Origin of the sequence: Glutamicibacter sp. JL.03c (assembly GCF_025854375.1) — a bacterium.
Classification (GTDB): domain Bacteria; phylum Actinomycetota; class Actinomycetes; order Actinomycetales; family Micrococcaceae; genus Glutamicibacter.
Window position 1 is genome coordinate 3,214,860 of record NZ_CP107575.1, and the last position, 14,527, is coordinate 3,229,386.

Annotated in this window: 13 protein-coding genes; 3 read left to right on the forward strand and 10 right to left on the reverse strand. The window is 63.5% G+C overall.

Features of this window, described 5'->3' with window-relative positions; translation table 11 throughout:
• Positions 1-149 precede the first annotated feature (149 nt).
• The 3 genes from OF385_RS14905 (at position 150) to OF385_RS14915 (ending at position 3,761) form a co-directional block, all read left to right on the forward strand.
• The gene (locus OF385_RS14905; RefSeq protein ID WP_264276090.1) at positions 150-1,670 is read left to right on the forward strand and encodes a SulP family inorganic anion transporter; all 1,521 of its coding nucleotides are present in this window, start codon (positions 150-152) and stop codon (positions 1,668-1,670) included.
• A gap of 329 nt (positions 1,671-1,999) precedes the next feature.
• Positions 2,000-2,233, forward strand: coding sequence for a hypothetical protein (locus OF385_RS14910; protein ID WP_264276091.1), 234 nt, complete (start codon positions 2,000-2,002; stop codon positions 2,231-2,233).
• A 298-nt stretch (positions 2,234-2,531) separates the two neighbouring features.
• Positions 2,532-3,761, forward strand: a complete 1,230-nt coding sequence (locus OF385_RS14915; RefSeq protein ID WP_264276092.1) for a CynX/NimT family MFS transporter — start codon at positions 2,532-2,534, stop codon at positions 3,759-3,761.
• A 20-nt stretch (positions 3,762-3,781) separates the two neighbouring features.
• On the opposite strand, the gene OF385_RS14920 is transcribed toward OF385_RS14915, so the two are convergent.
• The 10 genes from OF385_RS14920 to OF385_RS14965 form a co-directional block, all read right to left on the reverse strand.
• Positions 3,782-4,807, reverse strand: coding sequence for an Ldh family oxidoreductase (locus tag OF385_RS14920; RefSeq protein ID WP_264276093.1), 1,026 nt, complete (start codon positions 4,805-4,807; stop codon positions 3,782-3,784).
• A gap of 65 nt (positions 4,808-4,872) precedes the next feature.
• A complete protein-coding gene (locus tag OF385_RS14925; RefSeq protein ID WP_264276094.1) occupies positions 4,873-5,619 on the reverse strand; it encodes an SDR family NAD(P)-dependent oxidoreductase in 747 nt (248 codons plus the stop codon).
• On the reverse strand, positions 5,620-6,405 hold the full coding sequence (locus OF385_RS14930; RefSeq protein ID WP_264276095.1) for an SDR family NAD(P)-dependent oxidoreductase: 786 nt from the start codon (positions 6,403-6,405) through the stop codon (positions 5,620-5,622). It abuts the gene before it with no gap.
• Positions 6,406-6,465: 60 nt separating this feature from the next.
• On the reverse strand, positions 6,466-7,992 hold the full coding sequence (locus tag OF385_RS14935; RefSeq protein WP_264276096.1) for an alanine/glycine:cation symporter family protein: 1,527 nt from the start codon (positions 7,990-7,992) through the stop codon (positions 6,466-6,468).
• Positions 7,993-8,098: 106 nt separating this feature from the next.
• Positions 8,099-9,604, reverse strand: a complete 1,506-nt coding sequence (locus OF385_RS14940) for a gamma-aminobutyraldehyde dehydrogenase (RefSeq protein WP_264276097.1) — start codon at positions 9,602-9,604, stop codon at positions 8,099-8,101.
• Between the two features lie 26 nt (positions 9,605-9,630).
• On the reverse strand, positions 9,631-10,737 hold the full coding sequence (locus OF385_RS14945) for a proline racemase family protein (protein WP_264276098.1): 1,107 nt from the start codon (positions 10,735-10,737) through the stop codon (positions 9,631-9,633).
• A gap of 2 nt (positions 10,738-10,739) precedes the next feature.
• Positions 10,740-11,654 carry a dihydrodipicolinate synthase family protein gene (locus OF385_RS14950; protein WP_264276099.1) on the reverse strand — a complete coding sequence of 305 codons (915 nt, stop codon included), beginning with the start codon at positions 11,652-11,654 and terminating at the stop codon, positions 10,740-10,742.
• A 38-nt stretch (positions 11,655-11,692) separates the two neighbouring features.
• On the reverse strand, positions 11,693-12,934 hold the full coding sequence (locus tag OF385_RS14955) for an NAD(P)/FAD-dependent oxidoreductase (protein WP_264276100.1): 1,242 nt from the start codon (positions 12,932-12,934) through the stop codon (positions 11,693-11,695).
• A 44-nt stretch (positions 12,935-12,978) separates the two neighbouring features.
• Positions 12,979-13,767, reverse strand: a complete 789-nt coding sequence (locus OF385_RS14960) for an amino acid ABC transporter ATP-binding protein (RefSeq protein ID WP_264276101.1) — start codon at positions 13,765-13,767, stop codon at positions 12,979-12,981.
• A complete protein-coding gene (locus tag OF385_RS14965) occupies positions 13,764-14,501 on the reverse strand; it encodes an amino acid ABC transporter permease (RefSeq protein WP_264276102.1) in 738 nt (245 codons plus the stop codon). The genes OF385_RS14960 and OF385_RS14965 overlap by 4 nt, the downstream gene beginning before the upstream one ends.
• Positions 14,502-14,527: the final 26 nt, after the last annotated feature.

Genomic DNA, 14,527 nt, shown 5'->3' on the forward strand with positions numbered 1-14,527 from the left:
GTTAGGTTAGAGTTAAGCGGGATGATTCATGCCAGCCTGGCGCCTTTCGAATCATCCGCGGCGCAATGACGCGCACCCCCAAGAATTCTACGCAACCCCAGCGTTCCCCGGTCTTTACCCGCCCGCCCTGCATCGAAGGGAGCTCTTTAATGAGCCCAATCACCAGTTCGGAGCCGTCAGCCTTGGCTCCGCTTGAACGCCAATCCGTGCTGCGCACGCTGAAATCCCCGCGCCTGCTGAAGACCGAGGTGCTCGGCGGGCTGGTAGTAGCCCTGGCCCTGATTCCGGAGGCCATTGCCTTCTCCATCATTGCCGGCGTGGATCCGCGCATCGGGCTGTTCGCCTCCTTCACCATGGCAGTGTCCATCTCCTTCTTCGGCGGCCGCCCCGCCATGATCTCGGCCGCCACCGGCGCGATCGCGCTGGTCATCGCGCCCCTGGTGGCCAGCCACGGCACCGACTACTTCATCGCCGCGGTCATCATGGCCGGGGTCTTCCAGGTGATCCTGGCACTGCTGGGCGTGGCCAAGCTGATGCGCTTCATCCCGCGGCAGGTGATGGTCGGTTTCGTCAACGCGCTGGCCATCCTGATCTTCCTGGCCCAGGTCCCCGAGCTGCTCGGCGTCCCATGGCTGGTCTACCCGCTGGTGGGCCTTGGATTGCTGATTGTTTTCGGCTTGCCCAAACTGACCACCGCAATCCCAGCCCCGTTGGTGGCCATTGTGGTGCTCACCGGGATCACCGTCCTCGCCTCCGTGGCCGTGCCCACCGTGGGCGACAAGGGCCAGCTTCCCGAGTCCCTGCCAAGCTTGTTCATCCCCCATGTGCCGCTGACCTTCGAAACCCTGCAGGTGCTCTTCTCCTATGCGCTGGCCATGGCCTTCGTGGGCCTGCTCGAATCCCTGATGACCGCCAAGCTGGTTGATGACGTCACCGACACCCACTCGGACAAGACCCGGGAATCCTGGGGCCAGGGCGCGGCGAATATCATCACCGGATTCTTCGGCGGCATGGGCGGCTGCGCGATGATCGGGCAAACCATGATCAACGTGAAGGCTTCCGGGGCGCGGACCCGGATCTCCACCTTCCTGGCCGGCACCTTCCTGCTCATCCTGGTCGTCGTGCTCGGCGACGTGGTGGCGTTGATCCCGATGGCCGCGCTGGTTGCGGTGATGATTTTCGTTTCCATCGCCACTTTCGATTGGCACAGCATCCGGCCCTCCACGCTGCGCATGATGCCCAAGAGCGAAACCACCGTCATGCTCATTACCGTGGCATTCACCGTCGCCACCCACAATCTCGCTATCGGCGTCGGGGTCGGCGTGCTCACCGCCATGGTGCTCTTCGCCAACCGGGTGGCCCATCTGGTGACGGTCACCCGCAGCATCGAGGAGCACTTCGAAGAGAAGATCGCCAAGTACGTGGTCAACGGCGAACTGTTCTTCGCCTCCTCCAATGACCTGTACTCGCAGTTCAACTATGCTCAAGACCCGCAAAATATTGTCATCGACATGCATAGCTCGCATCTCTGGGACGCTTCGACCATCGCTGCCTTGGATTCGATCACCGGCAAATACGGGAAGTACGGCAAAAATGTCCAGATCGAAGGGCTGAACCAGGCCAGTGCGAAGATGCGCGAGCGCCTGGGAGGAAAGCTCGGCGGGCACTAGCTCTGGGGATTTAATGAGGACGGGCAGCCATCCTAATCAAGACGGCACATCGGAATAGCCGCCCGAACTTTTGATCGCCCTAATCATTCCGAAGATTTCAACAGGACCCTCTTTGCTCCGCATGTACGGGGCCTGCAGCACGGGTATTTCAGCGCACATCACCCTGGGCAAGGGTGGAGATGGCTTCTCGAATCCATCGGGACTGGATTTCGCTGGCCGCCAACGTAGTGATGCAAGACTGGATAGAAGTCCATACAGTGCCCGTATGGCTGCCCTGAGCATCACCGGCAGGGCTCTGTGAACTTGCGGCCGTTACCAAAAAGGCCGGAATGCCTACCTTGTCGGATCATGGCAAGGTTGTGATCAAAGCCTATTCAGCTAGGGGAATCACCCAGCTGCGCCACGACCGCGTCACTCTTCGCGATTCCGCACTGGCGATGGCGCGCTCAGCCGCGCATAGCGGCGACCGCGCAACTCTGGACCAGGCAATGGAATTCTCCAATTCCAACCGCGCGGAGCTTGCGGCGGTGAATGCCAGGGAAGCTCAGCGGGTAAATTCGTGAATTACCCTCAAGCCCGCTTGCGCATCGCCTTGCCAGCTGAATCGGGCAGGTGAAGCCAGACGTGGTGGCTCGCGGACCAGCCACCGGAGCAACGTGCACTTGCTGACCGTGATCCTTAGCTGATAGCAGCACGCCTGGTACCTGCCCCACAGTTCACGGCAACGCAGCCAGGTCACGGCGCCCATTCTTATTCATTGACATATGCATAGGATCTTTCCTGCCCGCGTGCCACAATCCGAAGAGGATCGTAGCGTCGGGCACCTGCTGGCGCGTTTTGAGCAAGGAGGAAACGGCGGCAGTGCAAGCGAGAATGGGGCAGTCCCAGCAGCGGACCAACACAGCCTGGATCATCATCGTGGCCTCCGGCGTTATGGCAGGGCTGCATATCTGGAAGCTCTCCCCGGCGCTGACCGTGATCCAGGACGAGCTGGGCTTCTCGCTGATCTTCTCCGGCGTATTGCTCGGAGTGGTGCAAGTGGCCGGCATGCTCGGAGGCCTGGCGGTCTCGCTGCTCGCCGAAGTGATCTCGCAACGCCGCACGCTGATTCTCGGCCTGCTCCTGCTGGTTGCCGGCAGCGCGCTGGGGGCCGTCTCGCCCAGCGCCCCATGGCTGCTGGCCACCCGCGCGCTGGAAGGTGCCGGCGTCATCATGGCCACCGTCATGGGACCGGGACTGGTCCGGCTGCATGCGCCCGCCAAGAACTTGAACATGGCCGTGGGCTGGTGGGCCGCCTACATGGGCATGGCCACTTTCCTCGGGGTCTTCTGCACCGCACTGGCCCTGCAGCATATGCCGTGGCACCTGTGGTGGGCCGTCCTCGCGGCCATCACTTTGCTGCCCATTCCACTGATCCTGAAGTTCGTCGCCGCGGACCGCCCGTCGGGACCGGCGGCCCTGCGCGAGGCCGTCCAGCGCATCGCCATCACCGCCCGTTCCTCCCGCGTGTGGATCTCAGGACTCATCTTCGGCTGCTATACGGTGCAATGGATGGCAGTAGTGGGGTTCCTGCCCACAATCTATGAGGATTTCGGCCTCACGCCGGTGGCCGGCGGTTTGGCTTCTGCCGTGGTAGGGGGCCTGAACGCCGTCGGCGCCATTGTCTGCGGAGGCCTGCTGCACCACGGGATCAACGGGCGAACCCTGCTCCTGGCCGGTTTCGCGTTGATGTCCCTGACGTCGATGCTGACCTTCGTTGTGGATTACCCAGTGCAGCTGGTGTGGGTCCAGATGCTTTGCGTGGGCTTGTTCTCGCTTGCCGGCGCGAGCATTCCCACCACGATGACCCGGGTCATCGTGGATCTGGCCCCTGCCGGAGGTTCGGGGCCAGCGTCCATGGGCTTGAGCCAGCAGATCTTCAACATCGGCAATTTCGCCGGCCCGATGCTGCTGGCCTTATTGGCCACGTTCAGCGGAGGATGGAAATCCACCTGGACCCTGACCGTGGCGTTCGCACTCCTCGGAGCACTTTTGACCATGGTGCTTTCCCGCACGAACTCGCCATTCGAGACCACTGGACCAGCCCGCTAGCAGCTTTGGGCCACCTGCCGCTATCTGCTGGCCGGCGGCTCGATGCCCAGCTGCCGGGCAATGCGATGCAACTGCCCGGTGGTGACTGCATTGAGCCGGATTACCGTGTCTTCGGCCATTGCCTCGGGCGACGGAGCGTTCTCTCCCGGCGCACGGATCGCACGGGCCCCGGGTTCCAGCTCGGAGCTCTTGACGTGGGCAATGAATTCCTCGACCTGGGCCGTGTAGTCCTCCAGGTCGCGCAGCTGCGCGACGTCCAAGGCGATGATCAGCGTCCCCTGGGCTTCTTCGCTCTGCCGGGCTGATACCGTGTCTGATCCAGTGAGCGCACCACCCAGGGCTTCGACCAGCAGGCCCAGCCCGAAGCCCTTGAATCCGCCGAACGCCTTCAGGTACCCGCCGGGACCTGTCCAGGTGTCCGGTGCGCTGCCGGTGCTGTCCTTTTCGAAATGCAGCCTGCCCGATGCCACCTCGCTGGTAGCGAAGTCCAGCACCAGATGCGGGGCCTTGGCCCGGGGCACACCGGCGGCTATGGGGTTGGTCGACAGCCGTGGCTGGGTTCCGCCCGGCGGGAGCACCGACTGCAGCGAGCCATTGTTGTTCCCGAAGACCAAGGTGATGACACCTTGCTCGGCGGCATCCTCGCAGAACGGGGCAAAGCGTCCGGCGAAATCGCTATTGCGCACCGTCACCGCGCTGATACCATGCTCCTTCGCCCGCTCCACCGCGAGCTGCGTCGCGTCGCGCAAGGCAAAGTGCCCATGGGCGCGCTGGCCATTCATGGTCACCAGGGCCCCGCGATCCTTCTCAATCGTGCTCCGGGCCGCCGCATTGGTGATCCCCTCGACCGAGCGGTCCACATATTCGGGCAGCCTCCGCAACCCATGCGAAGGATGCCCGGCCAGTTCCGAGGCAATCAGGTGGCGGGCCATGTAGGCGCTGTCCTCGGCGCTGGCGCCAACCGCCTGCATGCAGCGTTCAATGAAGCCGTGCAGCTGGTGCGATCCGAAGGCTGTTTCGCCCGCCGGCCTGGTGTCATCACTCATGCTTGCTCCTCTTGCTCTTGGTCCAAGGTCCTGTCCGCGCTTTCCCGCAGGACAGCGATCACCGCTCAGCGCACGTAGTCGGCGCCGGTGATGTCCACCGTAGCCCCCGTCAGGTGCCGCGACCGGCCACTGGCCAGGAAGACCGCCAGCTCGGCGACATCACTGGCCGGGGTCATTTCTCCCAGCGGAAGGGCCGTGATCGACGGGTCGTCGGCGGCCAGGTGGCTGGAGAGCTCGGTGGCCACCCACCCCGGGGAAATGGCGTAGGCGAGGATCCCCTCCTTGGCATAGCCGCGGGCAATGCCCTTGGTCAGCGACTGCAATCCGCCCTTGGCGGCCCCATAGGCCAGATGCTCGGCGTCATCGCCCCGGTGCGCAGACCGGCTGGTCACGTTGATGATCGCACCGCCACCCTGCCCGCGGAAATGCTCGATGGCCTCCCGGCACAGGTCCGCTGGCGCCTGCAGATTCAGCTCCAGATTCTTCGCCCAGCCTTCAGCCCAGGCTTTCGGATCATCCACCGGCGAATCCAGCCAGGCTCCGGCGTTGTTGATCAGCACATCCACCTGCCCCAATTCGGCCACGCTGGCAGCGAAGAACGCGCGACGTGCGGAGGCATCCGTCAGGTCCGCGGCCAGAGCGGTCACCCTGCCGCCGAATTCTTCGCTCACGCTGGCGGCCGTGGCGGCGCTTCGCCCGGCGTGCGCCACGATGCGCGCACCTTCTCGATGCGCGGCGCGCACCATCTCCAGGCCGATGCCGCGCGAGGCACCGGTGATAACAAGGCCCTTGCCTTCCAGCAGCCCCGCCATTTAGGCCACCGCCTGGGCGCCGGTGATTTCAACGACGCTGCCGCACAGGTACGGTGCCTCGTCGCTGGCCAGGAAAGCCACCAGCGCGGCAATCTCGTGCGGGCGTCCCACCCGCCCAAAGGGCACCAGCGAATCCAGGTCCTCCACAGAGCGTCCCGTGCGCGCCAGATTCGCCTCGACCATAGGGGTCAGCACCTCGCCCGGGGCGATGGCATTGACTCGAATCTTGTCCGGAGCATAGTCGCGGGCAAGATTTTTGGTAAAGGAGACAACGGCTGCCTTTGTCACGTTGTAGGCGATGTGACCCGGAGCCGGGCTGATACCCCATTGGCTGGCGGTATTCACGATGGATCCACCACCCTGGGCCTGCATCAGCGGCACCACGAGCTTGGAGAGCCGGTACAGGGAGTCCAGGTTCACTGCGAAGGACAAATCCCAGTCCTCGTCACTGAGTTCAAGCAGTGGTCCGCGCCGGTTGATCCCGGCATTGTTCACCAGCACGTCGATTTGGCTATGCTCTGCGACGACTTCCTCGATCGCGCTGGCGCAGGCCTCGGCATCAGTGAGGTTGAAGACCGCGGTGGCCGCCTGGTAACCGGCAGCACGCAGCTCGTTCTGCAGCGTCTCGGCTGCTTCGCGATTCGTGTCAGCGATGACTACTGTAGCGCCTTCGACAGCCAGCCTGGCGCAGATGGCCGCGCCGATGCCACCGGCACCACCGGTGACCAGGGCGGTCTTTCCCTCGAAACGGCGAGCGCCGTAGGTCTCAATATTTTCCAGGATCATGATTATGTTTCATGCCTTTCTCATGTAGGGCAGTGGAAATGATAGCTCTTTGGATGTTGTTTATTTGCGGGACACGATCTCGAGGGGTACTTCGTAGCGGGCGTCGAGCATCTCGGTGATATCTTTCGGCGCTGTCATGGATTCCAAGTCGAGTTTCCCGCTGGTATAGAGCTGCCAATAGTCGATGAATTCACGCTTGATCAGCCCCGACATCAAGTACAAGCCAATAACATTGAAGACCGCCATGAGGAAGAACATCGAGTCGGCGAAGGAGATCACCGGGTCCAGCGAGACCGCGGCTCCGATCACGGTGAAGCACAGGAAGAAGCACTTGTAGACGGTTTCAGCTATCGGGTTGTCCTTGAAAAAGTAGCAGAAGGCCTTCATGCCGTAGTAGGAATTCGACATGATGGTGGTAAAGGCGAAGAGCACGACCGCCACAGTGAGGACGTAGGGGAACCAGGACACTGCCGAGGCAAAAGCGTTGGAAGTGATCACCACTCCGTCAGCGCCGACGTTAGCCGGGTCGTTCCAAGCCCCGGTGACCACGATGGTCAGCGCTGTTATCGAACACAGGATCACCGTATCCGCGAAAGGTTCCAGACCGGCAACCAGGCCCTCGGTGGCAGGGCGGTTGGTCTTCACGATCGAATGCGCGATGGGAGCATCTCCCACGCCGGCCGAGTTGGCGTAGGTGGCACGCTGGAAACCGATGATCAATGCGCCGATCGCCCCGCCGGTTGCACTATCCATCTTGAAGGCTTCGGAGAGGATCAGCATCAGCGCGCCAGGCAACTCGGTGATGTTCACCAGCAGCACCACTGCGCAGGCCATGAAGTAGAAGACGGTCATCAAGGGCACCAGAACCCCTGCGGCCTTGGCAATCGAGCGCACACCGCCGATGATCACGGCTCCGGCAAAGACGGCCAACACCACTCCGATCACCCATTTATTTGACGCGAGGAAATCCCCGGCGGCGCTCCCCGCAGCGATCGAAACCAGCTGCGCTGTCGCTTGATTGGATTGGAACGCATTGGTGCCCATGGCTGCGATCATCATGCACGCGGCCCAGCCGGCGGCCAGGAACGCGCCGAGCTTACGATGGCCCATATGGGCCAAGCCGCTCTTCAAGTAGTACATCGGCCCACCGGATATCTTCCCGTCGCTGATCCGGCGGAACGCCACCCCGAGCAGGCATTCAGCCATTTTGGTGCTCATTGCGAAGAATCCGGCAATGAACATCCAGAACACAGCGCCCGGCCCCCCAACGGTGATGGCTATGGCCACTCCTGCGATGGTACCCAATCCGACTGTGCTGGAGACGGCGGTGGCCAATGCCTGGAAATGCGTGGCTTCCCCTGGCGCGTTGGGCTGCGGGAACTTTCCGCGTACCAAATCGCACGCGTGTTTCATGCCCCTCAGGTTCAAGGCCCGCAGCTTCACGGTGAAAAACAGCCCGCACACCACGATCCACGTGACAATCACCGGGATATGTGTGCCAAAGAGCGGGATCTCGAAAAAGATGATGGCAGAGAACGATTCTGCGAATGAGCCGAATTTCTCTTCAAGGAAAGCATCAATGTTCACTTCACGTCCTCCAGGGGCGACGGTGTGGTGGGTTGTTGCAGGGAAACACACGGCTGCGCGCACCGGTGATGAGGTGCCGGTGCGCCCAGCCAGTATTCGTCAGCGTCTAGTCGACGCTGAAGATGGTGCGGTGCCATTCCTTCCTGGCGTCGCCAGTCAAGTCGAACATCACGTGCTTGATCACCGTGTACTCGTCCAGCGAGTAGGTGGACATGTCCTTGCCGAAGCCGGACTGCTTCATTCCCCCGTGCGGCATTTCGGAGATGATCGGAATGTGGTCGTTGACCCAGACACAGCCCGATCGGATTTCCCGGGTGGCCCGGTTGGCCCGGTACACGTTGGTGGTCCAGGCACTGGCGGCCAGCCCGTAGGGGGTGTCGTTGGCCAGCTCGATGGCCTCCTCATCCGTGTCAAATGGAGTGACGGCCAGGACCGGGCCGAAGACCTCCTCGCGGAAGATCTCCGAGTCCGGGGTCGCGTCGGCCACCAAGGTGGGCAGGTAGTAGCTGCCGTTGGCGAATTGCTCTCCTTCCGGGATGCCGCCGCCGATGACTCGGGCGTAGCCGCGGGCGCGCTCGACCATCTCCGCCACCTTCTCACGGTGCGCCATGGAAACCAGTGGACCCATATCGGTGGCTGGATCGGTGGTATCCCCGATCTTCACCTGCGCGTACAGCTTGGAGACCCCGTCGATGAATTCCTCGTACAGGCTGCGGTGCACAATGGCACGCGTGGCCGCGGTGCAGTCCTGGCCGGAATTGATGAGCGAACCGGCTACCGCACCGTGGATTGCCGCTTCCAGATCGGCATCCTCGAAGACGACGAAAGGAGCCTTGCCCCCCAGTTCCAGATGCACGCGCTTGGCGGTGGTAGCCGCCGCATCCAGCACGGTGCGCCCCACCGGGGTGGATCCGGTGAAGGACAGCATATCCACATCCGGGTGGCGCAGCAGGTAGTCTCCCACGATCGATCCCTTGCCCACGACCACGTTAAGCACGCCATCGGGAAGACCGGCTTGCGCGGCGATTTGGGCAAACAAGGTCGTCGTCAGTGGAGTGATCTCCGCCGGCTTCAGGACAATCGTGTTTCCCGCCGCGATGGCCGGCAAGACTTTCCATGCCGCCATCTGCAGCGGATAGTTCCACGGCGAGATGGAGCCGATGACGCCGATCGCCTCGCGGCGGATCGACGAGGTGTGATCGGCCGAGTACTCCCCGGTGGCTTTGCCTTCCAAGTTGCGAGCTGCGCCCGAGAAGAAATCGATGTTGTCGATGGTGCCGGGCACATCGAATTCCCTGGCCAGGCGTATTGGCTTGCCAGCCTGTGCCGATTCGAGCTGCGCGAAGTCTTCGGCCCGTTCTTCCATAAGCCGGGCGAACTTGGCGAGAACCGCGGAGCGCTCGGCAGGGATCGTGGTGGACCACGGGCCGAAGGCGGCTTTGGCCGCGGCCACTGCCGCATCCACGTCTGCGGTGCCGGCCAGCTGGATGCTGGCGATTTCGGCACCGGTGGCCGGATTCGTCACGGATGTGTACTGGCCGCTGCTGCCTTCAGTCACGCGTCCATTGATGAACTGGCCCTGAACCAGGGCGCTGAGCGTGGTTTCGCTCATGGTCTGTTCCTCATTTTCTTGTGCTTCTACTGGTGCATTTGATTCTGAAGCCGGGGGTTCCCAGCGGAGTTGGCGTTGCCCTGCGGGGCCCAGATATCCGAGAGCGTGTAGCCCTGCGGGAAGAGGTCCTCGGGGTGCACGCTCCACTGCGCGCGGCCGGTGATCCAGCCGCGGCCGGTGATGGTGGGGCGCACCGCCTGGCGGCCGGCCACCTCTTCGGTCCCGACAAGCCGTCCGGTGAATTTCGAGCCGATGATGCTGTAATGCTCGAAGTCCTCGCCCAGGGCCAGCTGGCCGCGGGCGTGCAGCGCCGCCATGCGGGCGCTGGTGCCGGTGCCGCACGGGGACCGGTCCAGCACGCCCACCCAGCTGGCGGAGTCCTGCGGATCGAGCACGCCATTGGAGAGCACCACGGTGTTCTGGTTGCGCTTGCCCGGTGCCGGGGCACCAGAGTGCAGCATCACCAGGGCCACCTCGTTGATTTGCGGGAACAGCGGGTGCTCTACGCGCAGCTGCTGCGCGGCGGCCATTTTCACCATGGCACCGAGCCGGGCCAGCTCCTTGCCCCGGTCCGGGTCGAGCCCCAGGCCCAGCTGGGCCACATCCAGCTGGGCGAAGAACTGCCCGCCGAAGACCACGTCCACCAGCACCTGGCCGGACTCCGGCAGCAGCAGCGGCGCGTCGATCTGCACGGCGAAGGATGGGACGTTGAGTACCGTGACCGATTCGACCTTGCCGTCGGGGCGCACCGCAGCCAGCGCGGTGATGACCCCGACGGCCGTATCGACCACTACCGTGGTTTGCGCGCCCCGGGCCTCGACCAGGCCGCCCTCGATCGCCGCGGTAACCGCGCAGATCGTGTTGGAGCCCGACATCGGGGTGAACCCGCCCTGCTCCAAAACGATGATGCCGAAGTCGCTGCCCTCGTTCACCGGCGGCAGCAGCAGCACCGCGCACAGCGCCGGGTAGCCGCGCGGCTCGTGGAGCACCAGCTTGCGCAGCCAGTCAAGGTGCTCCTTGCAGTAGGCCAGCCTTTCGGCCATGGTCTCGCCCTTGACCAGGTCCGCGGCGTTGAGGATGATGCGGCCGGGTTCACCCTCGGCGTGCACCTCGATAGTGTCGATATATTCCATGATTAAGCAGATACAGGCAGGACGCCGGCCTTGGCAAGGATGGCCTCGAACCGTGCCTTGTCGGCGGCCGAGAGTTCCTGCAGCGGGGCGCGCACCGGCCCGGCCGGGTGGCCGATCAGTTCCAGCCCAGCCTTCAGCCCTGCCGGGTAGGGCACCGACTCGAGGAAGTCGGAGATCTCCCAGAGGCTCTTCCACTGTTCGCGGGCCGCTGCGAGGTCCTTGCGCACGGCCAGGGTGTCCCAGAAGCGGGCGGCCAGTTCTGGCACCACGCCGGCAGCGCCCCAGACCGAGGCTTCGGCACCGAGGCTGACCCCCAGGAAGGTCAGGGTGTCCCAGCCGTTGAAGGCCTTGATCTTGTCCGTGTGCTTGACCAGCAACTCGGTCAAGCCCACGGCGTCGTCGCTGGTGTTCTTCAGGTAGTCCAGGCCCTCGATCTCGCCGAGTTCGGCAATTTCCTCAGCAGACAGGGCAATACCGGTGGCACCGGGAACGTTGTAGTAGACGATCGGCAGCTCAATGGATTCGGCAACGGCCTTCAGGAAGGCCTTGAGGTTCTCGAAGGTCATCGGGTCGTAGAACGGCGGAACCAGCATGATGGCATCGGCGCCCACGCGCTCGGCATGCTGTGCCAGCTCAATGGCCTTCGCATTGGTCATGGCGCCAACGCCGGCAATCACCGGGATACGCCCGGCGGCCGCTTCCACGTAGAGCTCGATGACCCGGCGGTATTCCTCGTCGCTGAGCGAGAGGAATTCTCCGGAGGTGCCGGTAGGCACGATGCCGTGGATGCCCCCGGCGATCAGGCGCTCGACTTGGCCGCGCAGGTTCGCTTCGTCCACGGCGCTGCCATCAGCGGTGAACGGGGTCGTGACGGCGGCCAGGATGCCCTTGAGTTCTTTCTTGGCACGGTTCGACATGTCGATGTGTTCCTTTTCTTCAGTAGTGTTCTTGGCTGTCAGTGGGAGCGCGCGAAACGCGCCGGGTCGAAGATGTTCAGTTTCGGCTGGCGGTGCCCGGTGCGGATCAGCTGGGTCAGCGCCTCGGCGCTGGCCGGCGCCAGGGTGACACCGAGCATGCCGTGCCCGCTGGAGACATAGCCGTTCTGGAAGCGGGGCAGCTGGCCCATGATCGGCAAGCCGTCCGGGGTCATCGGGCGCATGCCCGCCTTGGCTTCCACCTTGTGCTCCGGAACGGTGAAGCCGCGCAGGTACTTGGCCGGGGCGCGCAGGATGGCGTCCACCCGGACCTGGTTGATGTCCTCGTCCAGTCCGCCGAATTCCATGGTTCCGGCAATGCGCAGCCTCGATTCGAAGGGCGTGATGGCCACCTTGGCATCCCAGAGGTTGGTCGCACCACGCAGTGGCAGCGGGTCCACCTCCACCGAATAGCCCTTGCCCGGGCGCACCGGCAGGTGCAGCCCGAAGAGCTTGGACAGTTCCCCGGTCCAGGCTCCGGCGGCCAGCACGTAGTTGTCCGCGCTAATCCTGCGTCCCCCGGCGGTTACCGAGTTGATCTTGCCCGAGCTGTGCTGCACGGACTGCAGCGGGGCGTTCTCCACGATGTCCACCCCGAGGTCCACGAGCTTGGCGTGCAGCGACCTGCACAAGGCTCCGGGATCCAAGTGGCGTTCCTTCGGGTAGTAGATGCCGCCGCGGATGACATCGGCCAGCAGAGGTTCATGGTTGCGCACGTCATCGCCGAGCAGTACCTGCGGATCCAGGCCATAGGAGCGTGGCAAGTCCAGGTTGCCCAGGTGGTGTTCCAGGATTTCCTGCTGGGTGAAGGCCATCAGCAGGCCTTCGGAGTGCATCTCGAAGTTGATGCCGTCGGCCTGGTACTCGTCGAAGATCTCCACGGTGTCCTGGGCCAGGCGCAGGTGCCCGTCAAACCCGGCACGTTGCGCGCTGCGGTTGGACTTGCCCCACATGCCCAGCATGAACTTGACGAAGGCCGGCTCCAGGGAGGGGCGGATGTAGAGCGGGGAATCCGGGCGCAGCATCCACTTCATGGATTGCAGCACCACTCCGGGTCCGGGGACTGGAGCGGCCTCGGCCGGAACGACCCAGCCGGCGTTGACTTCGCTGGCGCCCAGGCCGGTGGCCCGGGCGTCAACCAGGGTGACCTGTTCGCCTTCACGGGCAAGATGGTAGGCCTGGGTCAGGCCGATGATCCCGCCGCCGATGACTAGGGTGTGCACTGTGGTGATGTCCTTCCGTGGATGCCTTGCTTGCCGCGTTCCGCCTAGAAGCGGACCGCGTCAACGAATTTCTTCAATTCCTCGTTCTCGGTGCGGTTGAACGCCTCGTCCGGGGTGGTGTTCACCGCGATCTCGCCCTCGTGGAAGAAGACCAGCCGGTCCGCCGCCTTCGAAGCGAATGCCATGTCGTGGGTGACCAGGGCGATGGCGATGCCTTCTTCTTCCTTCAGCCGGCGCAGCACGTCGAGCACCTCGGCCGCGACCGGTGGATCCAGGGCACTGGTGATCTCGTCGCAGAGCAGCATCTTCGGCTGCATCATCAGCGCCCTGGCGATGGCCACGCGCTGCCGCTCGCCGCCGGAGAGCTGGATCGGCTTGGAGCGCAGGTGCCGGGCCATGCCCACCTCGGCCAGGGCCTTTTCGGCGCGGTCCTTGGCTTCGGCGGCGGAGAGCCCGAGCTTCTTGCGCGGGGCGAGAACCAGGTTGTTCAAAACGTCCATGTGCGGCCACAGGGTGTAGCTCTGGAAGATCATGCCCACATGGGAGTTGACCTTGTTCCAGGCGGCGGTGCGCTTGCCGTTCTCGAAGACGCTCTGCCCGTCGAATTCAATGCTTCCCTGATCCGGGTCGGTCAATCCGGCCAGGGCCCGCAGCAGGGTCGACTTTCCGGATCCGGACTTGCCGATGATCACGGTGATGTCTCCGGCATGCATGTCGAAATCGACGTTGCGCATGACCTGGATCGGCCCGAAGCTCTTTTCCAGCCCGCGTGCCGAGACCAGGACCTCGCCGATGCCGGCGGAGATCGTATGTGACAGGCTCGTTTCGCTCATGATGAGGCCCCCATCTTTCCGGCAACCGCCAGTTTCGGCCGCAGCAAGGTCTTCTTGGTGCTGCCCTTCTTGTTTCCTTCAAGCATGTTGCGTTCGATCTTGCTCAGGATCAGCGAAGCCGGGAAAGCGATGACGAAGTACATCAACGCCGCGGTGGAGAGGATCTCCAGGGCCCGGTACGATTCGGAAGCGATCTTGTTCGCGGTGAACATCAGGTCGGCGACCGCGATCGTGGAGACCAGCGCGGTGTCCTTGAAGATCGAGATGTTCAGCGACATGATCACCGGCAGTTGCTGGCGAAGTGCCTGCGGGATGATGATGTAGCGGATCTGCTGCATGCGGCTCAGCCGCAGCATCTTCCCTGCCTCCACCTGCTCCTCGGGGACCGCCTGGAACCCGGAGCGGTAGGCCTCGGCCATGAAGGCTGTGAGATTGGCGGTCAGTGCGATGACCGCGGAGACCATGCCGGGGATGGTGATCCCGGTCAGCGTCGGCAGAGCGTAGTACATCCAGAACAGCTGCACCAGCAGCGGGGTGCAACGGAAGATCTCGATGTACAGCTGGGCCACCCAGCGCACGACCTCGATGTTCGACATGCGCATCAGTGCCAGCGGCACCGCCAAGATCATCGACAGCAAGATCACGATCACGGTGATCTGCACGGTGAGCCCCAGGCCTTCCAGCAAGCGCGGGAAGTTGGATGTCACCACATTCCAGTCAAAGTTGTAGTCCATGACTTTCTCCTAGCCCCGTTGCCGGA